Origin of the sequence: Mycobacterium sp. NS-7484 (genome assembly GCF_001953975.1) — a bacterium.
In the GTDB taxonomy this organism is placed as follows: Bacteria; Actinomycetota; Actinomycetes; order Mycobacteriales; family Mycobacteriaceae; genus Mycobacterium.
In genome coordinates this window covers 1-21,852 of record NZ_MBEJ01000094.1, presented here as the reverse complement: position 1 = coordinate 21,852, position 21,852 = coordinate 1, and the positions used below count along the sequence as shown (strand labels likewise).

23 protein-coding genes are annotated in these 21,852 nt (G+C 67.2%); 7 read left to right on the top strand and 16 right to left on the bottom strand.

Annotated features, from left to right (window positions below):
- Positions 1-60: 60 nt before the first annotated feature.
- Complete coding sequence (locus tag A5733_RS17240; RefSeq protein WP_198938841.1) at positions 61-516, top strand: peroxiredoxin; 456 nt, start codon at positions 61-63, stop codon at positions 514-516.
- Here the strand turns inward: A5733_RS17240 and A5733_RS17235 are convergent.
- Positions 503-2,251 carry a 2-isopropylmalate synthase gene (locus A5733_RS17235; protein ID WP_083666258.1) on the bottom strand — a complete coding sequence of 583 codons (1,749 nt, stop codon included), beginning with the start codon at positions 2,249-2,251 and terminating at the stop codon, positions 503-505. The genes A5733_RS17240 and A5733_RS17235 overlap by 14 nt on opposite strands.
- Before the next feature lie 158 nt (positions 2,252-2,409).
- Here A5733_RS17235 and A5733_RS17230 point away from each other — a divergent pair, with 158 nt between their 5' ends.
- A complete protein-coding gene (locus A5733_RS17230; RefSeq protein WP_076240981.1) occupies positions 2,410-3,081 on the top strand; it encodes a FadR/GntR family transcriptional regulator in 672 nt (223 codons plus the stop codon).
- A complete protein-coding gene (locus A5733_RS17225) occupies positions 3,078-3,875 on the top strand; it encodes an ABC transporter ATP-binding protein (RefSeq protein ID WP_076240980.1) in 798 nt (265 codons plus the stop codon). Before A5733_RS17230 ends, A5733_RS17225 begins: the two co-directional genes overlap by 4 nt.
- Positions 3,876-3,882: 7 nt before the next feature.
- Here the strand turns inward: A5733_RS17225 and A5733_RS17220 are convergent, their stop codons facing one another.
- The 11 genes from A5733_RS17220 to hisD form a co-directional block, all read right to left on the bottom strand.
- Positions 3,883-4,881: a hypothetical protein gene (locus A5733_RS17220; RefSeq protein WP_076240979.1), complete on the bottom strand. Its 999-nt coding sequence runs from the start codon at positions 4,879-4,881 to the stop codon at positions 3,883-3,885.
- Positions 4,871-6,493 (bottom strand): N-6 DNA methylase, encoded by a 1,623-nt coding sequence (locus tag A5733_RS17215; RefSeq protein ID WP_076241017.1) that lies wholly within the window; start codon positions 6,491-6,493, stop codon positions 4,871-4,873. Before A5733_RS17215 ends, A5733_RS17220 begins: the two co-directional genes overlap by 11 nt.
- Positions 6,494-6,569: 76 nt before the next feature.
- Positions 6,570-8,129: an HNH endonuclease signature motif containing protein gene (locus A5733_RS17210; protein ID WP_076240978.1), complete on the bottom strand. Its 1,560-nt coding sequence runs from the start codon at positions 8,127-8,129 to the stop codon at positions 6,570-6,572.
- A 111-nt stretch (positions 8,130-8,240) separates the two neighbouring features.
- Positions 8,241-8,588, bottom strand: coding sequence for a phosphoribosyl-AMP cyclohydrolase (hisI, locus tag A5733_RS17205; RefSeq protein WP_076240977.1), 348 nt, complete (start codon positions 8,586-8,588; stop codon positions 8,241-8,243).
- Entirely contained in the window at positions 8,585-9,370 is a 786-nt protein-coding gene (gene hisF, locus A5733_RS17200) for an imidazole glycerol phosphate synthase subunit HisF (RefSeq protein ID WP_076240976.1), read from the bottom strand. Before hisF ends, hisI begins: the two co-directional genes overlap by 4 nt.
- Positions 9,367-10,197, bottom strand: a complete 831-nt coding sequence (locus A5733_RS17195; RefSeq protein WP_076241016.1) for an inositol monophosphatase — start codon at positions 10,195-10,197, stop codon at positions 9,367-9,369. Before A5733_RS17195 ends, hisF begins: the two co-directional genes overlap by 4 nt.
- Entirely contained in the window at positions 10,194-10,928 is a 735-nt protein-coding gene (priA, locus tag A5733_RS17190; protein ID WP_067776593.1) for a bifunctional 1-(5-phosphoribosyl)-5-((5-phosphoribosylamino)methylideneamino)imidazole-4-carboxamide isomerase/phosphoribosylanthranilate isomerase PriA, read from the bottom strand. Before priA ends, A5733_RS17195 begins: the two co-directional genes overlap by 4 nt.
- Positions 10,925-11,542, bottom strand: a complete 618-nt coding sequence (gene hisH / locus A5733_RS17185; protein WP_076240975.1) for an imidazole glycerol phosphate synthase subunit HisH — start codon at positions 11,540-11,542, stop codon at positions 10,925-10,927. Before hisH ends, priA begins: the two co-directional genes overlap by 4 nt.
- Positions 11,539-12,147: an imidazoleglycerol-phosphate dehydratase HisB gene (hisB, locus tag A5733_RS17180; protein WP_064958646.1), complete on the bottom strand. Its 609-nt coding sequence runs from the start codon at positions 12,145-12,147 to the stop codon at positions 11,539-11,541. The genes hisH and hisB overlap by 4 nt, the downstream gene beginning before the upstream one ends.
- Positions 12,144-13,283, bottom strand: a complete 1,140-nt coding sequence (locus tag A5733_RS17175) for a histidinol-phosphate transaminase (RefSeq protein WP_076240974.1) — start codon at positions 13,281-13,283, stop codon at positions 12,144-12,146. The genes hisB and A5733_RS17175 overlap by 4 nt, the downstream gene beginning before the upstream one ends.
- Positions 13,283-14,611, bottom strand: coding sequence for a histidinol dehydrogenase (gene hisD, locus A5733_RS17170; protein WP_076240973.1), 1,329 nt, complete (start codon positions 14,609-14,611; stop codon positions 13,283-13,285). The genes A5733_RS17175 and hisD overlap by 1 nt, the downstream gene beginning before the upstream one ends.
- A gap of 104 nt (positions 14,612-14,715) precedes the next feature.
- Between hisD and A5733_RS17165 the strand changes: the two genes are divergently transcribed.
- Positions 14,716-15,126 (top strand): nitroreductase family deazaflavin-dependent oxidoreductase, encoded by a 411-nt coding sequence (locus A5733_RS17165; protein ID WP_067776671.1) that lies wholly within the window; start codon positions 14,716-14,718, stop codon positions 15,124-15,126.
- Positions 15,127-15,147: 21 nt separating this feature from the next.
- Positions 15,148-15,783, top strand: a complete 636-nt coding sequence (gene rhtB, locus A5733_RS17160) for a homoserine/homoserine lactone efflux protein (RefSeq protein ID WP_067776584.1) — start codon at positions 15,148-15,150, stop codon at positions 15,781-15,783.
- A 93-nt stretch (positions 15,784-15,876) separates the two neighbouring features.
- Here the strand turns inward: rhtB and nadC are convergent, their stop codons facing one another.
- From nadC to nadA, 3 genes are read right to left on the bottom strand one after another with little or no spacing between them, the layout of a single operon-like run.
- Positions 15,877-16,734, bottom strand: a complete 858-nt coding sequence (gene nadC / locus A5733_RS17155) for a carboxylating nicotinate-nucleotide diphosphorylase (RefSeq protein WP_076241015.1) — start codon at positions 16,732-16,734, stop codon at positions 15,877-15,879.
- Positions 16,734-18,302, bottom strand: a complete 1,569-nt coding sequence (locus tag A5733_RS17150; RefSeq protein WP_142254051.1) for an L-aspartate oxidase — start codon at positions 18,300-18,302, stop codon at positions 16,734-16,736. The genes nadC and A5733_RS17150 overlap by 1 nt, the downstream gene beginning before the upstream one ends.
- A gap of 2 nt (positions 18,303-18,304) precedes the next feature.
- A complete protein-coding gene (gene nadA, locus A5733_RS17145; RefSeq protein ID WP_369830950.1) occupies positions 18,305-19,396 on the bottom strand; it encodes a quinolinate synthase NadA in 1,092 nt (363 codons plus the stop codon).
- Here nadA and A5733_RS17140 point away from each other — a divergent pair.
- Positions 19,395-20,087, top strand: coding sequence for an NUDIX domain-containing protein (locus tag A5733_RS17140; protein ID WP_067776575.1), 693 nt, complete (start codon positions 19,395-19,397; stop codon positions 20,085-20,087). The genes nadA and A5733_RS17140 overlap by 2 nt on opposite strands.
- A 42-nt stretch (positions 20,088-20,129) precedes the next feature.
- Positions 20,130-21,461, top strand: a complete 1,332-nt coding sequence (locus A5733_RS17135; RefSeq protein WP_076240971.1) for a lipase family protein — start codon at positions 20,130-20,132, stop codon at positions 21,459-21,461.
- Here A5733_RS17135 and A5733_RS17130 read toward each other — a convergent pair.
- A partial coding sequence (locus tag A5733_RS17130; RefSeq protein WP_142254047.1) for a DUF2567 domain-containing protein occupies positions 21,427-21,852 on the bottom strand: 426 nt, incomplete at its 5' end. The two genes, A5733_RS17135 and A5733_RS17130, sit on opposite strands and share 35 nt — an antisense overlap.

Here is a 21,852-nt window from a genome sequence, read left to right as displayed (position 1 = left end):
CCCAGATGGACCGAGCAACACTGGCATGCAGACGGCGTAGCGTGAGCGACCATGACACAGATCAGGACGGGTGACACCGCTCCCGAGTTCGAACTCCCGGACCAGACCGGCACGATCCGCAGCCTGACGACCCTGCTGGCCGACGGACCGGTCGTGCTGTTCTTCTATCCGGCGGCCATGACTCCCGGATGCACCAAGGAGGCCTGTCACTTCCGCGATCTGGCCGGCGAGTTCGCCGCGGCCGGTGCGAACCGGGTCGGCATCAGCACCGACCCGGTCGCCAAGCAGGCGAAATTCGCCGACATCCAGAACTTCGACTATCCGTTGCTCTCGGATGCCGAGGGCACGGTGGCCGCCCAGTTCGGCGTCAAGCGTGGCCTGCTCGGCAAGCTCATGCCGGTCAAGCGGACCACGTTCGTCATCGACACCGACCGCACGGTCCTGGCGGTGATCTCCAGCGAGATCAGCATGGACACCCACGCCGACAAGGCGCTGGAAGCGCTCAAGGCGCGTTGACCGCCCGCAGGACCGCCGCCATCGACGCCGCGAGTACCGAATCGCTGCGACCGCACGCCCATCCGGTGCGATCTTCCGATCGATACTCCAGATAGCTGACGGCAGTGCTGCCGACGGATTGTTGGGTCAGGCTCAACACCTGCACCGGATGGCCGATCTCGGCCAGTGCCGCGCACAGCGCGTCGACCGGACCGATGCCGCGGTAGCTGCTGGTGGTGGTGCGACCGTCGCAGACCAGGGTCAGGTCGGTCACCGCCGCCGCGCCGTCACCACCGGTGTGCCAGTCCTTGAGTTGCACCGGGCCCGACGGATCCAGGTAGGCCGACTCGAACAGGTCGAACAGTTCTGCGGCGGTCACCTCCGCACCGCTTCCATCCGTGTGGGCCTGGACGTGACGGGCGAAATCGATCTGGAGCCGACGCGGCAGGTCCAGCCCGTACTCGGTGGCCAGCAGATAGGCGATGCCACCCTTGCCCGATTGGGAATTCACCCGGATCACCGCGTCATAGGTGCGGCCGATGTCGGCCGGATCGATCGGCAGATACGGTACCCGCCAATCTATTTCGTTCTCCGGTTGACCGGTGGCGACGGCCCTTGCTCGATGTTCGGCGAAGCCCTTCTTGATCGCATCCTGGTGTGTTCCGGAGAACGCCGTGTGCACCATGTCCCCGACATACGGGTGCCGTTCGTGGATCGGCATGCGGGTGCAATAGCTCACGGTTCGTGCGATCTCGTCGATGTCGGAGAAGTCGATCATCGGATCCACGCCCTGGGCATGCAGATTCAGCGCCAGGGTGGCGATGTCGACGTTGCCGGTGCGTTCGCCGTTGCCGAACACGCACCCCTCCACCCGCTGCGCACCGGCCAGCACCGCGAGTTCTGCGCAGGCGACGCCGGTGCCCCGGTCGTTGTGCGGATGCACCGACAGGATGACGCTGTCGCGTCGAGCCACGTTGCGATGCATGTATTCGATCTGGTCGGCGTAGACGTTGGGGGTGGCGATCTCGACCGTGGCCGGCAAGTTCAGGATGACGGGGTGGTCGGGGCTGGCCTGCCACAGTTCGGTCACCGCGTCGCAGATGTCCAGCACGTAGTCGGGTTCGGTGAGGTTGAACACCTCCGGGGAGAACTCGAATCGAACGTTGGGCATGCCGTCGGTGAATTCGAGGACGTCATGGGCACCGGCATAGATAAGCTGGCTCAGCTCGCCTCTGGTCTTGCCCAGCACGACATCGCGCCACGTCGGTGCGGTGGCGGTGTACATGTGGATGACGACGTCGTTGCCGATGCCGCGTACCGAGTCCACGGTCCGTTCGATCAGGTCGCGGCGCGCCGGGACGAACACCACGATGGTGACGTCCGGCGGGGCGATGTCGGACTCGGCCAGCAGGCGCACGAAATCGAAATCGGTCTGCGAGGCGGACGGGTAGCCCACCTCGATCTCCTTGTAGCCCATGGCCACCAGCAGCTCGAAGAACCGGCGCTTGCGGGCGGGGTCCATCGGCTCGGCCAGCGCCTGGTTGCCGTCGCGCAGGTCCACCGGCACCCACAGGGGTGCGGCTTCGATCCGGGCGGTGGGCCAATGACGTTGAATCAGTGGAACTTCGACGCGCTCGTAGACGCTGGTGTAGCGGTGCGACGGCATTTGCGAATGCCGCTGCCGGTTCCACGTCGGTGCGGTGGCCGGGATGTCCCCCGCCGGGGTGCTGATGGTGGGAAATGCAGAAGTGCTCATGTGAGGGTGCCTTCGGTCGGATTGGAGTTCGACCGGCGCGACACAGCCCCACGGCAGGGGGCCGGTCGATTCAGGCCCCGCCGCGGCGGCTAAGCAGGAGGACGCGCGTCATGGTGGTTAGACTGTACACAACTCCTCAGACAAGTAGACAGGTTTCGATGACCTCGCAAGTTCAGCGTCACCCGCTGGCCGCCCAGACGGCCCAGCTTCTGCTGGCCCGAATTCGACAGGGCGAATGGCCGCTGGGCCATCGGCTTCCCGGCGAGACGACCCTGGCCGCGCAGCTCGGCGTCGGCCGTTCCACCTTGCGCGAAGCCATCCGTGAACTGTCCGGCAAAGGCGTGCTCGAAAGTCGCCAGGGCGCCGGGGTGTTCGTGACGGCGCTGGATGCCGCCGAAGACTGGGACACTGTGCTGCGCCGGGCGACCATCGTCTCGGTGATCGAAGCCCGCATCGCCATCGAGGCCGAGGCTGCCGCGTTGGCCTCGATTCGCCGCACGCCCGCCGATCTGCGCGCGATCCGCCGCACGCTGGCCGCCCGCGGTGTGGTGGGTCAATCGGTCCCCGATCATGTGGATGCGGACATGGCGTTTCACCGCACAGTGATCGCCGCCGCCCATAACGAGGTACTGATCCAGCTGTTCGACGCGTTCCTGCCGCGGCTGCGGCTGGCGATGATCGACATGCTCAAGATCCGGCCGATTGCCTCCGAGCCGTGCGATCACGAGCTCCATCAGCGGTTGGCCGAGGCGATCGTCGACCGCGATCCCGAGGCCGCCGCGGCGGCCAGCAGAACCCATCTGAGCTCGTTGAAGGAGTCTTTCGCATGACCCCGGTCCTCGACATCGCCGATGTGACCTTCCGCCGCGACGGCAAACAGATCATCGACGGCATCTCGCTGACGGTGCAGTCCGGTGAGCACTGGGCCCTGCTTGGCCCCAACGGCGCCGGCAAGAGCACGCTGCTGGGTTTCTGTGCAGCGGTGACGTTTCCGACGTCGGGTACCGTGCACGTGCTCGGCGGCCAGATGGGTCGCACCGATCTGGCGGTGCTGCGCCGCTCGATCGGGCACGTGAATCCCCGGCACCGGCTGCAGTACCCGCTCACCGTCCGCGAGGTGGTGCTCACCGGGATCACCGCCACCATCGACATCGCGGCGCACTGGACGCCGACGGTCGAGCAGGTGCGCCGAGCCCACGACCTGATCGACACCGTGGGCCTGTCCGCGCGGGCCGACGCGATCTGGCCGACGCTGTCCCAGGGCGAACGCGGCCGCACCCTGATCGCGCGGGCGTTGATCGCCGACCCGGAACTGCTCTTGCTGGACGAGCCGACCACCGGCCTCGACGTTGCGGCCCGTGAGCAACTGCTGGAAACCCTTGACACCCTGGATGACTCGCACCCCGACATGGCGTCGATCCTGGTCACCCATCACCTCGAGGAGCTGCCCACGACCACCACGCACGCGCTGTTGATCGCCCACGGCCGCACCGTGGCCAGCGGACCGGCCCGCGATGTCGTCACCACCGACCACGTCAGTGAGGCGTTCGACCATCCCGTGGTGGTGGGCTATCACGACGGGCGGTGGAGCGCGCGGGCCAAGGCCAGCTCGCGGGTCTTGTAGTCGTCGCTCAGGCTTCGGCCGGGGTGTTGCGACGCCGGCGGGCCTCACGGTGCCGGGTCACCGGCGTGGTGTCGATGACGCGGTTGACCATCGTCGCCAGAAAGCGCGACGGCTGCAACTGCGGCGGCACCGTGTCATGGCGGATGGCGATGTCGGGTAGCGCGGCCATCGCTTCGTCGACAGCAGCGGTGGCGACATCCACGATCTCGAAAAGAGCGTCGGGCTCGGCCTTTTCGATGCTGTCCACCTCTTCATCCGCCGCTTCGGCGGGGCCGTCGAGGTCGTAGTCGATCATCACCAGGGCCACGGCGTGATAGGCGTCGTCCTCGGTGCCGAGCTTGCCCAGCAGGTCGATGAGCCATTCGGCCTTGTCCGGTTCGGTACTCAGGATCGTCGAACGCAGGCCGTAGACAAACCCGAGAGCGGCCATCGGGTGACGCAGCCGCAGGTTCTTGGCGTCGCCGTAGCTTTCCTCGACCCGGTTGGCGGCGTTCTTGCCGAAGCTGGAATCCATCCGCTTGGTGCTGATGAGCAATTCCGGACCGGTGTCCCAGTCCGACATCACCACGTCGACCTGCTTCATATAGTGCTTGCCCAGCACGCTGGCACTTGACGCGGCAACGCCTTTCATCGACCGGCGCAGCCGTTGCTCGATCAACTGGCGTTCCTTCTGTGGCAGCGCCTCGAGAAGGTTGGCGATGGCGCTGGGCATGATGCGCGGATCGGTGGCTCGCGGCCAGACCGCGTCCGGGTCGAAACCGGCCCGCCGCAACTCGTAGGCCAGCCACACATCCAACGCCAGTGCCGGAACCCCGGTGGTCGACGGCGCATCGAGATACAACGGCACGCCGAGTAGCTTGCGCAACACCCGAAAGTCGGGAACGAACGTCAGCTCGCCCGCAGTGCGTACCCAGGGATTGGTGTGCGTGCCCTCCGGCGCAGCGTCGGCCACGATGCGGTCGAAGATGGCCCACGCGGTGGCCTTGGTCGAGGGTTCAGCGGGCACGCCGAGACCTTACCGTCCGCCGCGTCGCCAACGAATCGCGCGCCGTCCGAACGGGTTCCAGGGCGACGTGGTGCGCCAGGCTCAACGCGTCATCGACGATGTGGGTCGCCTCGAGCAGTTGGCCGCGCTCCAACAGCACCCCGACGCGCCGGCGTACGGCTCGCAATTCATCGGCGCGAGCGGCCACCAGCTCGGGTGACGGAACCAACCAGCGGTCGGCCTCACGCGGTTCGATCTTGAGAATCCCGCCGCCATAGGAGCGGCCGACGATCTCGGCGTGCAGAACCGTCACCGAATTCAACGCGGCCAATCCCAACAGGTCGCGACCCACGGAGCGCACGTCGTCCTGCAGATACACGCCGTGCACCGAGTTGAGGTGGTGTGCCTTGGCCCGATTGCTGACCAACCGCGGGGTGTCGGCATTCATACACGTCAGCAGCAGGTCGGCCGGCCGTACCAGCGGCACCAGATACCACGGCTGACGCACCCGGCACTTGTAGGCCAGATGCACCCCGGCGGCGTGCCCGGCGTCGATGTAGCGCTGTGCGGGTGCTGATGGGGTGCCGGCCGGCCGGAACAGGTGAATGGAGCGGCCGTCCTCCCCCAGCTTCGTCAGCTGCTCGGTGGTCAGCGTCAGGCCGCGAAGGTGCGCACTGCCCGGCGGGGACAGCGGCAGCAGATCGGTGCGCCGCAGCCCCAGTTCTCGTACGCGATCTGGGGACAGCGCGAAGAAGCTGTTGTTGCCCGTGACCATACCCAGGGTGGTGTCACCCCAGGTCTCCAGCGGTGTGAACTGCCCGCCGTCGTGCAGACCGTGGAGCGCATCCACCGGTGCGTTGCCGATCAGGCCGCTGACCCATTTGTCGGCGGGATCGCGGGGCGACCAACGACGTTGCGCCAGTTCAGATGTCAGGGAGTCAGCATTGCGGGCCCGGTGAATGACGGCGTGACCGGTCGGCCCGCCGCCGTAGCCGTCGGCCAGGAGCAGGACGACGTCGGCCTCGGCCTCGGGGAACACCTGCTCGTCGAACATCACCAACTCGACGCTGGCGAACCGGTCGAAAAGGAACTTCCGCACGGCCGCCGCATAGTTGACGCTCAGCAGTTCGGCCGGCAGTACGAGCGCCAAACGCCCGCCCGGCTTGAGAAACAGTGCGGCGTGCACGGTGAACGCGGCCCAGCTCGAGGCCAGGCCCGACAATGTCACCCCGGCCTTGAGCGCTGCTCGCCGCGACTGTGCTCTGGTGGCACCCCGGAAATCCTGGTAGCGGATGTAGGGCGGATTGCCGATCACCGCGGTGTATTCGGCACGGGGCTCGACATCGAAGAAGTCGGCGGTCCTGATGTGCGCCCGTCCCCCGGCCTCGGTGACCCGGCGACGCGCGGTGGTGGCACTGGAGCGGTGGATCTCGATACCGTCGAGCTCGGGCTGGTCGACGCCGAGCTGCTGCAGCCGGCGGGTGGCGGCAACGAGAAACGCCGCGTCACCGGCCGAAGGCTCCAGGACCTGCTCATCGGCGGACCGCACGGCCCATTGCGCGAGGTACGCGGTGATCGGGGCCGGAGTGAAGAACGCACCGCGCGCCTTACGAGTCGCAGCGGTGTCGGTCATCCCGTCATTGTTGCCGACGGCACCGACAACTCCGGACACCGCAACGCGCGAACGCGGTTAATACAACGGGCTGCCCTCAGAACGGCGGCTCGTCTGGGCCAGGGTCCGGCGGAGGGGGAGGTCGCCAATCCTCGGGTAGATTCTCGGGTTCGGGCGGCTCGTTGATCCACCTGGCAAACGGGCTGGAACTGAGGTCATCACCTTTGAACAAGGTCAGGGTGGCGCGCATACGGTTGCGTTCCCGGCGGCGCTCCATCTCCCGGCGTCGAACCCGCCTAACCCGGCGATCCTCGGCATTGATCGGACGCAGTTGCGCGTTCTTCGCCCTGCGCTCCGCGACCCGTACCGATCGAGGTTTCGCCTTCGCCAGCGACGGCGCCCGCCGGGGCCGCCCCTCGGGTTCGAAGATCTCGGATGCACCCGGACTCGTTCGATGCACGTGCCCATTTGGTGCCGTCCAGACCACAGTCCCGTCCGGCAGCTGCTCATCCTGCCATCCATCATGGAACGTTTTCAGCCGATGATGTTGACGACAAAGACATTTCAGATTCCACGGTACGGTCAGCCCGCCCTTTTCGGGATGGCGGTGATCGAACGGCACCGTATGGTCGATGTCACATCTCTCGGCCGGCCGGTCACACCCAGGGAACCGGCAGGTGATGTCCCGGCACCGGATCCACCGCTCCAGGGCAGCCGACGGCCGATACCGCAAGGCATCACCGGTCGGCACATCCGGGGCCTGCACGATCCGCATCGCGGCTTCCTTCGCTAAATCGCGAAGCTGCTCTGCATCGATCACGCCATAACCGGCGATATACGCCGGAGCCGACCCACCGAGTAGCGCAGACTGCGGCGCAATCACATTGAATACGGTCCGCACCGGAGACGGCCCCGCCGGCTTGGTCTGCGGACAGTCGGGACGCCCGCAATGGCACAGCAGGGCCCGGCCCTCCACCAGCGCCGCCACCGCGTCTGCTCGGCGCTGGGACAGGGTGCGAGGATCCTCAGCGCACACCCCCTCCGCCAATTCGGTCAGCCGCTTGTCGAAAATGGCACCCGCCCACGCGCCAACTATCCCGTCCAGTCGCATGGTTCCGTCCCCGCTGGGGCGCACCCGGACAAACCGGCGACGCTCGGCACGCTCCCGCTCCGAGACTGCGTCGGGATCCATCTCCCGCACCAGGGCATCCACGGCGTCGGTCACCCGGCGACGTGACCACGACGACCACCCCGTGATCCGCTCGGCCAACACCGCGTCCAGCCGCGCCAGGATCCCGAGGTCGGAGACCGACTCGGTATGAGCGATGATCACCGCAACCGAATCCCAGTCGATTTTTCCAAGCCTCAACACCGCCGCCACCTGCGGCAACCGATTGGTCAACGATTCTGCTTGCGACACCACTCGCGACGCCGCCGACGGCGAAAGATGCATCGCCGCTCCCACTTCAGCGACTGTGCGGGCAAAACCGGTCAAGAGCATGTGACCGGGATCGTCATCCTCCAACCCGACCTCGTCGATGCGCCGGTTGAGCAATTCACCGATCATCGCCATCCGAGATGCCATCAACATGGCCTCCTCCGACACCGAGTCGCTGATGCAGAGCACCAGCTCCCAGGAGGCGTCGGCTTCGAACATACATTCGATTCTCCGCCTAAAGCGGCGCGTTGGCAAGCACTTTTTACGACGTAGTCCGGATTTCGCCAGCTGCAATGCGCTCAGCGTGTCCGATCGGCAAATCGCCGGGCATCAGCCGTCGGACAGCAACACGTCCGCGTCGAAGCAGGTGTGCGCCCCGGTGTGGCAGGCGGCACCGGTCTGGTCGACCTCCAGCAATACCGTGTCACCGTCGCAGTCCAGCCGGACCGAGTGCACGTATTGCGTGTGCCCGGACGTCAGGCCCTTGACCCACTGCTCGCCGCGGGAGCGTGAAAAGTATGTGGCCTCACGGGTTTCCAACGTGCGGGCCAGCGCGTCGTCGTCCATCCAGGCGACCATCAGCACTTGGCCGGTGGACCGCTCCTGCGCCACGGCGCTGAACAGTCCGTCGGCGTTGCGCTTCAACCGCGCCGCAATCGCCGGGTCGAGAGCGCTCATCGGACCGTGATCCCTTCCGCCGCCATCGCCGCCTTCACCTGGCCGATGGTCAGCTCCCGGAAATGAAACACACTGGCGGCCAGCACCGCATCCGCACCTGCCTGCACGGCGGGCGCGAAATCGGCCACCGCTCCGGCACCACCGCTGGCGATCACCGGAACCCCCACGGCTGCGCGGACCGCCCGCAACATCGGCAGGTCGAAACCGGCCTTGGTGCCGTCCCGGTCCATCGAGTTGAGCAGGATCTCCCCGACGCCGAGTTCAGCGCCGCGGATGGCCCATTCGATCGCATCCAGCCCGGTTCCGCGGCGACCACCGTGGGTGGTCACCTCCCACCCCGACGGGGTGGGCGCATCACCGGCCGGCACGGTTCGCGCGTCGACACTGAGCACGATGCACTGTGAACCGAACTGCCGGGCCAGCTCGGCCAACAGTTCCGGGCGCGCGATCGCGGCGGTGTTGACCGACACCTTGTCGGCGCCGGCGCGCAACAGCATGTCGACGTCGTCGACGGAACGCACCCCACCACCGACGGTCAGCGGGATGAACACCTGCTCGGCGGTGCGCTTGACCACCTCGAGCATCGTGGACCGGCCCGACGAGGATGCGGTGACGTCGAGGAAGGTCAGCTCGTCGGCGCCTTCGGCGTCGTAAGCGGCCGCCAGCTCGACGGGATCACCCGCGTCGCGCAGGTTCTCGAAGTTGACCCCCTTGACCACCCGGCCGGCGTCGACGTCGAGGCACGGGATCACCCTCGTCGCAACGTCACTGATGGTGCTCACTGATAGTCCTCCGGATTGCCTGCGGATTTCACGATTTCCAGCATGCGTTCGTGCACACCGGGCGCAGCGGCCAAGGCTGACTTGGATTCGGCCGTCCACGGGTCACCGGCCAGATCGGTCACGATGCCCCCGGCGGCGCGCACCAGCGCCACGCCGGCGGCGTGGTCCCAGATGTGATGGCCGAAACTGATCGCCCCGCCCAAGATTCCGGCGGCCACGTAGGCCAGGTCGACGCCGGTGGCCCCGTGCATCCGCACCCGTGAGCAGACTCGGCTGAGATTCGACAGCACCTCGACCCGGTACCGACCCGGGAACCGCCCCCGCGAGTCGATGTTGAACGTCTGGATACCGACGATCGAGTCGGTCAACGTGGGCGAACCCAACGCCGGCAGCGCGGAACCGTTGTCGCGCACCGGTCCCCCGGCCAGCGCCGAATACCGCTGACCGGTGAACGGCAGCCACGTCAGGCCGGCCACGGGTTCGCCGTCGGCCAGCAGACCGAGCAGGATGGCGGCCATCGGTGAGCCGGCCGCGTAGTTGAAGGTGCCGTCGATCGGATCGAGCACCCACACCAGCGGCGAATCGATCGGCTCGCCGCCGAATTCCTCACCGTGGACGCCGATCCCGGTAGCCTCGGTCAGCGCTCGTACGACCTGCCGCTCGATCGCGAGATCGACTTCGGTGGCGAAGTCGTTGCCCTGCTTGGCGACCGCGGAATCGGCCCGGTGCCCGGCAATGAACGGCACCGACGCGGCGTCGAGAATCTCAGTCGCCGCATCGACCAGCGCGGCCAGCTTCGACGGGTCCAGGGCGCCCACCTCGCTTATCCGCTGACCGCAGCCAGTGCCTGCGGCAGAGTGAATCGTCCGGCATACAGCGCTTTTCCGACGATCGCACCTTCCACGCCGTGCCCGGTCAGGGTGGCGATCGCCTGAAGATCGTCGAGGCTCGACACTCCGCCCGAGGCGATCACCGGGGCGTTGGTGCGGTCGGCGACCGCTGCCAGAAGTTCCAGGTTTGGCCCGGTGAGGGTGCCGTCCTTGGTGACGTCGGTGACGACGTAACGCGAACACCCTTCGCGGTCAAGGCGATCCAAGACTTCCCACAGATCACCGCCATCGGTTTCCCACCCACGGCCCCGCAAGCGCCAGCTGCCGTTCTCGAACTGCACGTCGAGACCGACGGCCACGCGGTCGCCGTATTCGGCGATGGCACCCCGGCACCACTCGGGGCTCTCCAGCGCGGCCGTGCCGATGTTGACCCGGGCGCAGCCGGTGTCCATGGCGGCCTTCAGCGAGTCGTCGTCGCGGATGCCGCCGGACAACTCCACCTTCACATCGAGTTTGCCGACCACCTCGGCCAACAACTCCCGATTGGAGCCGCGACCGAACGCGGCGTCCAGATCGACCAGGTGGACCCACTCGGCGCCGTCACGCTGCCACGTCTGCGCTGCTTCCAGCGCCGAGCCGTAATCGGTCTCGCTGCCGGCCTTGCCCTGCACCAGGCGCACCGCCTTGCCGTCCACCACGTCGACGGCCGGCAAAAGAATCAAACTCACAGTCCCTCAACCCAATTCGCGAGAAGCGTCGCACCGGCGTCGCCACTCTTCTCCGGATGAAATTGCGTGGCCGACAACGCGCCGTCTTCGACGGCAGCGATGAACGGCACGTGGTGCGTCGCCCAGGTCACCAGCGCGTCCGGATTACCGGACCACTCCTGCGCGGCGTACGAGTGCACGAAATAAAAGCGGGTGTCGGCGTCGAGGCCCTTGAACAGCGTGCTGCCGTTCGGTGCCTCGACGACGTTCCAGCCCATGTGCGGGATCACCGGGGCGTCGAGTCGGGTCACCGATCCGGGCCATTGCCCACAACCGGTGGACTCCACGCCGAACTCCACCCCGCGGGCGAACAGGATCTGCATCCCGACACAGACGCCCAGCACCGGCCGCTCGTGCTGCAATCGGCTGGCGATGATCTTCTCGCCGCCGATCGCCCGCAGCCCCGTCATGCATGCCTCGAACGCTCCGACGCCCGGCACCACCAGTCCGTCGGCGTCGGCAGCCGCCGCCGGATCTGCGGTCACCTCCACATCGGCGCCGGTACGTTCCAGCGCGCGCTGGGCCGAGCGCAAATTCCCCGATCCATAGTCCAATACGACGACTTTCTTGGTCACAACGTCCCTTTGGTCGACGGGACTCCGGTGACGCGAGCGTCGTATTCCACGGCCTGGCGCAACGCGCGGGCCACTGCTTTGTACTGCGCCTCGGTGATGTGGTGCGGGTCGCGGCCGTACAGCGTCCGTACGTGTAATGCGATGCGGGCGTTGAACGCCAGCGATTCGAACACATGGCGGTTGATCACGGTGTGATACGGCGCGCTGGAACCGGCAATGGTGAATTCCACCATGAATTCGGGCTCGCCGGTGTGCACGAAGTACGGCCGGCCGGATACGTCGACCGCCGCATGCGCCAGCGACTCGTCCATCGGGATGAACGCATCACCGAAGCGGCGGATGCCCTTCTTGTCGCCGAGTGCCTCGCCGAGCGCCTGGCCCAGCACGATCGCGGTGTCCTCGATCGTGTGATGGCCCTCGATCTCGATGTCGCCCTTGGCGTGCACCGTGAGATCGAAGCTGGCGTGGGTGCCCAGCGCGGTCAGCATGTGGTCGAAGAACGGGACGCCGGTGTCGATGTCGACGACACCGGTGCCGTCGAGGTCGATCTCGACGGTGATGTCGGATTCCCTGGTCTTTCGTTCGACTTTCGCGCGACGGGTCACGATGCTCCTACCGGGCTGTTGGCGGGCTGAAGTTCGGTCGCGGCCAGATCGGCGCTGGCGGCCAAGAATGCGTCGTTCTCCTCGGCCAGCCCGATCGTGGTGCGCAGGAAGCCGGGGATGCCGACGTCGCGGATCAGGATTCCCTTATCCAGGTAGCGTTGCCACGTCGCGGGTGCATCGGTGAACTCGCCGAACAGCACGAAATTCGCGTCGCTGGGGATCACTCGGTAGCCGAGGCGGTTCAGCTCGGCGCTCACCCGGTCGCGTTCGGCGGCCAGCGTGGCGACGCTGGCCAGCGTGTCGTCGGCGTGCCGCAGCGCCGCGCACGCGGCAGCCTGGGTGAGCACTGACAGGTGGTACGGCAGGCGCACCAGCAGCAGCGCATCGATCACCGCGGGCGCGGCGGCCAGATAACCGAGCCGTCCGCCTGCGAAGGCGAACGCCTTGCTCATCGTGCGGGTGACAATCAGCTTGGCCGGGAACTCGTCGATCAAAGTCACCGCGCTGGGCTGCGACGAGAACTCGCCGTAGGCCTCGTCGACGATCAGGATGCCGCCTGGCATGGCTTGCAACAGCCGGCGCAGGTCCTCGATCGAGACACTCTGGCCCGACGGATTGTTGGGGCTGGCGACGAACACCACGTCGGGGCTGCGCTCCGTCACGGCGGCCACAGCCACGTTCATGTCAAGCCCGAAATCCGCAGCGCGAGCCGCCTGCAGCCACTCGGTCTGGGTGCCATCGGAGATGATCGGGTGCATCGAGTACGACGGCACGAAACCGATCGCGGTGCGTCCCGGTCCGCCGAAGGCCTGCAGAAGCTGCTGCAGAATCTCATTGGAACCGTTTGCCGCCCAGAGGTTGTCGACGGTGAGTGGCACGCCGGTGGCCGCCGTGAGATAGGCGGCCAGATCGGTGCGCAACTGAATCGAATCCCGGTCGGGATAACGGTGAAGCTCGGCCGCGGCGTCGCGGACCGATGCGGCGACGTCGTCGACGAGGGCCTGGGTGGGCGGGTGCGGGTTCTCGTTGGTATTGAGCCGCACCGGAACCACCAATTGCGGTGCTCCGTAAGGAGACTTCCCGCGCAGGTTTTCGCGCAGCGGCAGATCGGCCAGCGTCACATCCTGTGCGCCCATTACCGCTCGAACCTCCGTCGTACCGCCTCGCCGTGCGAGGGCAGGTTTTCCGCCTTGGACAAGGTGATGACATGCCCGGAAACATCTTTGAGTGCGGCCTCGTCGTACTCGACGACGTGGATGCCGCGCAGGAATGTCTGCACGGACAGGCCGCTGGAGTGCCGTGCGCAACCGGCGGTCGGCAGCACGTGGTTGGAGCCGGCGCAGTAGTCGCCGAGGCTGACCGGCGACCAGGCACCCACGAAAATGGCTCCGGCAGAACGGATCCGGCCAGCTACCGCGGGTGCGTCCTTGGTCTGGATCTCCAGGTGCTCGGCGGCGTAGGCGTTGACCACGCGCACGCCGGCCTCGATGTCGTCGACGAGCACGATCGCGGACTGCTTGCCCGAGAGCGCTGCGCGGACTCGGTCGACATGCACCGTGGTCTCCAGCTGGCGAGTGAGCTCGCGGTCGGTGGCCTCGGCGAGCGCCTCACTGTCGGTGACCAGCACGCTGGCCGCCATCTCGTCGTGCTCGGCCTGGCTGATCAGATCCGCGGCGACGTGCACCGGATCGGCCGTGTCGTCGGCCAGGATCGCGATCTCGGTGGGCCCGGCCTCGGCGTCGATACCGACCTGCGAGCGGCAGATGCGCTTGGCGGCGGTCACGTAGATGTTGCCGGGGCCGGTGATCATGTCGACCGGGGCCAGCTCCGCGCCATCGGTGTCCGTACCGCCGTAGGCCAGCAGCGCCACCGCCTGGGCGCCACCGACGGCCCAGACCTCGTCGACGCCGAGCAGCGCTGCGGCAGCCAGGATGGTCGGGTGGGGCAGCCCATCAAACTCCGCCTGCGGCGGGCTCGCGATCACCAGTGAATCGACACCGGCAGTCTGAGCCGGCACCACGTTCATCACCACGCTCGACGGGTAGACGGCGTTGCCGCCCGGTACATAGAGCCCGACCCGCTCGACGGGCACCCAACGTTCGGTGACGGTGGCGCCGGGCGCCAGCGTGGTGGTCGTGTCGATCCGCCGTTGATCGGCGTGCACCGCGCGAGCCCGGTCGATGGAGACCTGCAGCGCGGTACGCACGTCGGGATCGAGTTCGGCCAGGGCCGCGGCGAGCCGCGCCCCAGGCACCCGCACGGTGTCGGGACGAATACCGTCGAACGAATGGCCGTAGTCGAGGGCAGCCTTCGCGCCGTGCTCGGCGACGGCCTCCACGATCGGGCGGACCTTGGGCACCACTGCGTCCACGTCGACCCCGCCGCGAGGCAGCGCAGTTCGCAACTGCGCAGCGTTCAACACGCGGTTACGCAGGTCGATACGGGACATCTGAAACTCGGCCATCGGTTCAATTGTCCCTGATCAGTCCAGTTGATAAAAATCCGTCGTCGGTTGCCGCCGGCACGACCCGCCGTAAGGTGGTTCCAGCCTGCCGAATGGAGCCCCAGATGTCCGCAAACGACCACCCGAACAACGCCCCCGGCGTACCGATGCTCGTGCCGCCGGCGCTCGAGCGGTTCCAGATCAAATACATCAACCCGCTGGTGAAACCCTTCTCGAAGCGACTGCCGGGATTCACCGTGATCAAGCATCGGGGTCGTACCTCCGGTACGCCGTACGAGACGATCGTGACCAGCTACCGCAAGGGCAACGTTTTCGCGGTGACACTTCTGCACGGCAAGACGAACTGGGTCAAGAACGTGCTCGCCGCCGGTGAGGCGGACGTGCACCTGTTCCGTGACGACATCAAGATCACCAATCCGCGGGTGCTGCCGGCGGGCACCGACGATCCAACGCTCCCCCGGATCCCCCGCAACGCGGCCCGCCGGATGGGCGTCTTCGTCGCAGATATCGTTTGACACGGTCGCCAGACTGCACCTATGACCTGGCAGATCTGGCTCGCGTTTCTCGGCGCGTCGATCGTCATCAGCTTGTCCCCCGGCGCCGGGGCGATTCAGTCGATGGCTACCGGCCTGACCCATGGCGTACGCCGTGGGTCATGGAGCGTGCTCGGACTCCAGTTCGGGCTACTCGCACAACTGCTGCTGGTCGCCGTCGGCCTGGGAGCCGTGGTCGCGAAGTCGATGCTGGCCTTCCACATCGTCAAGTGGATCGGTGTGGCGTACCTGATCTACCTGGCGATCCAGCAGTGGCGCAGCGCCTCGCAGGATCTGCGCGACCGGATGGGCGGCACGGGTGAACGCGGCCGACTGTCCCTAGTAATGCGCGGATTCCTGGTCAACACCACCAACCCGAAAGGCTTGGTGTTCCTCGTCGCGGTCCTGCCGCAGTTCGTGGTGCCGACCGCGCCACTGCTGCCGCAGTACCTGGCGATCGGAGCGACCATGGTGGTCGTCGACGTGGTCGTGATGAGTCTCTACACCGGCCTGGCGGCCCGGTTGCTCAATTGGCTGCAGACACCGCGTCAGCAGACGATGCTCGGCCGGGTGTTCTCCGGGCTGTTCGCCACCGCTGCGGTGGTGTTGTCGTTGGTCCGCCGCGGCGCGACCGCCTAGCCACCGTCGTAGCCTCCAGCGCCCTCTGGATGATCGGTGCTGCCGTTTCCATCGCAGTCTGCAGCGGACGTGCTCCGGCCGCGCCGCAGCGGATTAAGTGTCCAGGCCGATATCGAGCACTCGTACCGAATGGGTGAGCGCCCCGATCGCCAGGTAATCCACCCCGGTGCCGGCGTAGTCGGCCGCGCTGTCCAGCGACAGGCCGCCCGAGGATTCCAGCAGCGTCTTGGGTGAACGGGTATCGCGGCGCTGCACCGCGATCTGCGTCTGCCACACCGGGAAGTTGTCCAGCAGCACCAGTTCCACGTCGGCCCCGAGCACCTCGTCGAGTTGTTCGAGGGAGTCCACCTCGACCTCGCAGGGCAGATCGGGCGCCTCGGCCCGGACCGCCTTGAGCGCGGCGAGCACCGACCCTGCGGCAGCCACGTGGTTGTCCTTGATCAAGGCGGCGTCACCGAGTCCCATCCGATGGTTGACGCCACCGCCGACGCGCACCGCGTACTTCTGTAAGGCGCGCAGACCCGGAAGCGTCTTGCGGGTGTCGCGGATCTTGGCGTGGGTGCCGGACACCGCATCCACCCAGGCGGCGGTCGCGGTGGCAATTCCCGACAGGTGACACATCAGGTTGAGCAGGGTGCGTTCGGCGGTGAGTAGACCTCGCGTCGGGGCCTCGACAGACAGGATCGTCGAACGGGCGTCCAACCGGGCACCGTCCTGGACGCGGTCGATCACGCGGTATCCGTCGGCGCCGAGCACCTCGTCGAGCACCAGCAACGCGATGTCCACCCCGGCGATCACGCCGGGGTCCCGGTTGACCACTGCGGCGGTGGTCATCGCCGCGGCGTCTACGGTGGCGATCGTCGTCACGTCGGGGCCGTACCGCAGGTCTTCCTCGACTGCGCGGGCGATAGTGGCCCGAGCCTCGGCCAGTTCGGTTTCGGAAAGCGCCATCAGCACACCGCCGTCGGGGTGTCGAGGGCAAGACGGCCGGCTACGGCACGAACTGTCACGGGATGCTCCTGAGCGGGGTCGGTTTCGGGGTGGTCGCCGCGATGGTGGCAGCCACGACTTTCGGTGCGGGCCTGGGCTGCGACGGCGATGGCGCCTGCGGTCGCGGTCAGTGCGGCGTCCTCGAACTCCTGGCGACCCGCAGGCCGCACGAGTCGCGCCTCGGCGAGGATGTCACCGAGCCGGCGCAGACCGTCACCATGACGAACCACCGAGGCGTGCGTGGACATCGAGCGCTGCAAGACATTTCGATCGAGTGCACCGCGCCGATGCTCCTGCGGCGTCTGGGCCCGGACGGTACCGGCCACACGGGCATGCTCAGCTGCCTCGACACCGGCTCGACCGCCGACAACCAGCCCTTCCAGCAGACTGTTGGAGGCCAACCGGTTGGCCCCGTGCATGCCCGTGCGGGCCACTTCTCCCGCGGCGAACAGCCCGGACAGTTCGGTGCGTCCGTGCACGTCGGTGACCACTCCACCGCAGCTGTAGTGCGCGCCGGGAACCACCGGGATAGGTTGCCGGGTGGGGTCGACCCCGGCCGCCGCGCAGGCCGCTGCCACGGTGGGAAACCGGTCGGCGAACCGGTTGACCGCACGCGCGTCCAGATATACGCACCGGTCGCCGGTTGCACTCAATCGGGCGTTGATGGCCGCCGCGACCACATCGCGTGGGGCCAAGTCACCCATCGGGTGCACGCCGTCGGTCACCGAATCACCGTGTGCATCAACGAGTATCGCGCCTTCACCGCGAAGCGCTTCGGTGATGAGCGGGCGTCGCCCGGCACCGCCCTCGGCATACAGCATGGTCGGATGGAACTGGACGAACTCGATGTCACGGACCGGCACACCGGCCCACAACGCCAAAGCAATGCCGTCCCCGGTCGATCCGCCGGGATTGGTGGTGGCCGCATAGGCATGACCGAGGCCGCCGGTGGCGAGGATCACCGACGGTGCGTGCACGATGCCCAGGCCGTCCTCATTGCGGACCAGGACCCCGTTCACCGCTGAATCATCACGCAGGATCTGCAGGGCCACATGGTTGCGGCGGATGTCGAGGGTGGCGGTGGCAACGTCGAGAGCGCGCTGCACCTCCGCGCCGGTGGCATCCCCGCCGGCATGAATGATGCGGCGCCGGCTGTGCCCACCCTCGCGGGTCAACGCCCACCGGCCGGGGGCGGCCTCGTCGAACCTGGCGCCATCGGCAACCAGATCGGCCACCGCGTCGTAGCCGGCCGCAACGATCGACCGCACGGCGTCGGGATCGCACAGCCCACCGCCGGCGGCGATCGTGTCGGCAACGTGTGCGTCCACGGAATCGTCGGTGTCGGGCAGCACCACGGCGATCCCACCCTGGGCGTGAAACGTGGCCGTCTCACGTGCCTTGCTCAGCACCACCACACGGCGGCCACGCCGCTGCGCCGCCAACGCGGCGACCAGACCGGCCACCCCGGTTCCGACGACGACGACGTCAGCCGGCTGTTGCCACAGCGTCGAACCGCCGCACGCGAAGATGGTCACTCCCCGCCGCCGGGCTGACCAATCGCAATCATGCGCTGCACGCTGGCACGACCCAGGCGGGCGGTCTCGGGATCGACATGCACCTCGTCGGCACCTTCGATCAGACTGCGCAACAGCGCAGCCGGGGTGATCATCTTCATGAACGTGCACGAGGCCCGGTCATTGACCGCCAGGAAGTCGACTTCGGGTGCGGCCCGGCGCAATTGGTGCAGCATGCCGACCTCGGTCGCAACCAGAACCTGCCGGGCCCGGGTCTCGCGGGCCGCGTCGAGCATGCCTCCGGTGGACAGAATCTTCACCCGCTCCTCGGGCACGGCGCCCTCGCCGGCCAGATACAGCGCAGAGGTGGCACACCCGCATTCCGGGTGCACGAACAGTTCGGCGTCGGGATGTGACCGCGCCTGGTCGGCCAGCTCGTCGCCGTTGATGCCGGCGTGCACGTGGCACTCCCCTGCCCACACGTGCAGGTTCTTGCGGCCGGTGACGCGCCGGACATGTGCGCCGAGGAACTGGTCCGGGCAGAACAGGACCTCGCGGTCCTCGGGTATCGAGGCCACCACCTCGACGGCGTTCGACGAGGTGCAGCAGATGTCGGTCAGCGCCTTCACCGCGGCGGTGGTGTTGACGTAGGAAACGACGACCGCACCGGGGTGCTCATCCTTCCAGGCCTGCAGCTCGTCGGCGGTGATCGAGTCGGCCAACGAGCAACCGGCGCGCTGATCCGGGATCAGCACCGTCTTGTCCGGGCTGAGGATCTTGGCCGTCTCGGCCATGAAGTGCACGCCACAGAACACGATCGTGTCCTCGGGCGCCTCCGCGGCGATGCGCGAGAGCGCCAGCGAATCGCCGACGTGGTCGGCGACGTCCTGGATCGCCGGCAGCTGATAGTTGTGCGCCAGCAGCGTCGCCCCGCGCAGGTCGACCAGTCGACGAATCTCAGCGGCCCACTTCTCGTCGCCGTCGACACCGGAATAACCGTCGGGACCATCGACGATCTGACCCGCCAGGCCCCCCGCGAGGGTGTCATCGATAGCGGTCACGTCGACCTCCTCCACTCCGTCAGGTTTTCGACTTATAATCGAAAACATGCCACATGGTAACACCGCGCACGAAGTCCTTGCCGCCGTGTTCCAGGTTCGCGACGTAGACTCCCGCCACCCCAGCCTCAACGTGCTGCTCTGGCAACGCGCCCTCGATCCCGAACAGGGAAAATGGTCCCTGCCGGGTGGACGACTGGACGATGACGAGGACTTGACGACCTCGGTTCGGCGACAGCTGGCCGAAAAGGTCGATCTCCGTGAGTTGGCCCACCTCGAACAACTGGCGGTGTTCTCCGACCCGCGGCGGGTTCCGGGCACACGAACCATCGCGTCGACCTTCCTGGGGCTCGTGCCCTCCCCCGCCACCCCGGCACTGCCCTCGGACACCCGATGGCACCCTGTCAACGACCTGCCGGAAATGGCCTTCGACCACGCCCCGATGGTCGAACACGCGCGCAACCGACTGGTCGCCAAACTCTCCTATACCAACATCGGATTCGCCTTGGCACCAAAGGAATTCGCCATCTCCACCCTTCGGGACATCTACAGCGCCGCGCTCGACTACCAAGTCGACGCGACCAACCTGCAGCGGGTCCTGGAACGCCGCAAGGTCATCACCCGCACCGGCACCACAGCGCGATCCGGCCGCAGCGGCGGCCGGCCCGCGGCGCTGTACCGCTTCACCGACTCCCGTTACCGCGTCACCGACGAGTTCGCCGCGTTGCGGCCGCCCGGGTGAGTCGACTGGATTCTTAGACCCTTCTTAAGTAAGAATGCCGGGATGGACTTGGGCAGTGCGGCCAGCATCTCCGCCGCCGAATGGATCGGTCGAGCACCACACGAGGAACTCGACCGCACGGCACGACCCGACCTGCCCCACGACGACGACTTCTACGTACCGCCCGCGGGCTTCCAGCACGCCGAGCCAGGCACCTTGCTGCGCAGCCGCGACGTCGAACTGGCCTTCCTGGGGCTGATCCCGCAACGCCTCCACGCCACGCAACTGCTGTACCGCACCACTGACCGCAACGGCATTCCAGAGGCCGCCGTCACCACGGTGATCGTCCCGCCCGACGCCGTACCGGATTGTCCGGTCGTGTCCTACCAGTGCGCCATCGACGCCATCACCGGCCGCTGCTTCCCTTCCTATGCGCTTCGCCGTCACGCCAAGGCCACCGGCTCCCTGGCCCAGCTGGAACTTCTGCTGATCTCCGCCGCGCTGGCGGAGGGCTGGGCGGTGTCCGTGCCTGATCATGAAGGCATCAACGGTATGTGGGGCGCGCCGTACGAACCCGGCTATCGGGTACTCGACGGTTTACGGGCGGCGCTCAACACCGAGCGGTTGGCGTTGTCGCGCTCCGCCCGCATCGGGCTCTGGGGCTACTCGGGCGGCGGACTGGCCAGCGCCTGGGCCGCCGAGATGGCCGGCAGTTACGCCCCGGAACTCAATATCGTCGGCGCCGTCCTTGGCTCGCCCGTCGGTGACCTCGGGAACACCTTCCGCCGTCTCAACGGCACCATCTTCTCGGGACTGCCGGCCCTGGTCGTGGCCGCCCTCGCCGACATCTATCCCAACCTCAACCAGGTGGTCACCGACCATGCCACCGCCGAGGGCCGCAAACTCTTGGACCGGTTGCACCGGATGACCACGGTGCAAGCCCTGGTGCGGATGTTCCGGACCGACATGGGTGACCTCGTCGACATGCCCCTGGACGAGATCCTCGACACCCCCGAGGTCAGCGAGGTCTTCCATGACACCAAACTCGGCGTGGCGACCCCGGTTCCGCCGGTGCTGATCGTGCAGGCCGTACACGACGAGATCATCTCCGTCGACGACATCGACACCCTCGCCGATACCTACCTGGCCGGCGGCGCCGACGTGACGTACCACCGCGACATGTTCAGCGAACACCTGTTGCTGCACCCGATGTCGGCTCCCATGGCGCTGCGCTGGCTGACCGACCGGTTCGCCGACCGTCCACTCACCGCAAACCTCGTGCGGTCCAAATGGCCGACGCTGCTCAACCCGATGACCTACATGGGCATGGCGCGCCTGGCCGGAATCACCGCGAAGGTCGCTATGGGCCGGAGGATCGGACGGCGTCCGCTCTGACCGGCGGCGGCAAACGCGTTTCCTGCGGCGGCCAGCCGCCCAGATCATCACGCACCGTCGATACCGCGATCAGCGCATAGACCATCGCCGCCATCGCCGCCGGAAAAAGGAAGGTGCCGGCGGCCTGCAGCGGCGAATCGCCGAAGAAAACCGACGCGGCCTCGACCACATAGTGGACGCGGTGCTCGGGACTGACCGGTGCCCCGGCGATGTCCAACGAGCCGAACCGCACATGGGCCAGCGCGGTGCCGACCGCGGCTGCCACTCCGGTGGCCAACGCACACCCGACGGTCAACGCGCCCACCAGCAGTGGACCGCGCTGCGCGGCCCACTGCCACACCACCACCGCCGCCACGACTGCCAGCACGACGAGCAGACCGACGAACATGAA

Bases quoted from the DNA above. Each gene is read 5' to 3' on its own strand.
- A5733_RS17215 (WP_076241017.1), bottom strand. From the start codon at position 6,493: ATGACCGACACCGCTGCGACTCGTAAGGCGCGCGGTGCGTTCTTCACT.
- A5733_RS17210 (WP_076240978.1), bottom strand. From the start codon at position 8,129: ATGTTCGAAGCCGACGCCTCCTGGGAGCTGGTGCTCTGCATCAGCGAC.
- nadC (WP_076241015.1), bottom strand. From the start codon at position 16,734: ATGGCGCTTTCCGAAACCGAACTGGCCGAGGCTCGGGCCACTATCGCC.
- hisD (WP_076240973.1), bottom strand. From the start codon at position 14,611: ATGGCCGAGTTTCAGATGTCCCGTATCGACCTGCGTAACCGCGTGTTG.
- A5733_RS17165 (WP_067776671.1), top strand. From the start codon at position 14,716: ATGTCCGCAAACGACCACCCGAACAACGCCCCCGGCGTACCGATGCTC.
- A5733_RS17140 (WP_067776575.1), top strand. From the start codon at position 19,395: ATGCCACATGGTAACACCGCGCACGAAGTCCTTGCCGCCGTGTTCCAG.
- rhtB (WP_067776584.1), top strand. From the start codon at position 15,148: ATGACCTGGCAGATCTGGCTCGCGTTTCTCGGCGCGTCGATCGTCATC.
- A5733_RS17230 (WP_076240981.1), top strand. From the start codon at position 2,410: ATGACCTCGCAAGTTCAGCGTCACCCGCTGGCCGCCCAGACGGCCCAG.
- A5733_RS17225 (WP_076240980.1), top strand. From the start codon at position 3,078: ATGACCCCGGTCCTCGACATCGCCGATGTGACCTTCCGCCGCGACGGC.
- A5733_RS17135 (WP_076240971.1), top strand. From the start codon at position 20,130: ATGGACTTGGGCAGTGCGGCCAGCATCTCCGCCGCCGAATGGATCGGT.
- A5733_RS17235 (WP_083666258.1), bottom strand. From the start codon at position 2,251: ATGAGCACTTCTGCATTTCCCACCATCAGCACCCCGGCGGGGGACATC.
- nadA (WP_369830950.1), bottom strand. From the start codon at position 19,396: ATGTTTTCGATTATAAGTCGAAAACCTGACGGAGTGGAGGAGGTCGAC.
- A5733_RS17175 (WP_076240974.1), bottom strand. From the start codon at position 13,283: ATGGGCGCACAGGATGTGACGCTGGCCGATCTGCCGCTGCGCGAAAAC.
- hisI (WP_076240977.1), bottom strand. From the start codon at position 8,588: ATGAGCGCTCTCGACCCGGCGATTGCGGCGCGGTTGAAGCGCAACGCC.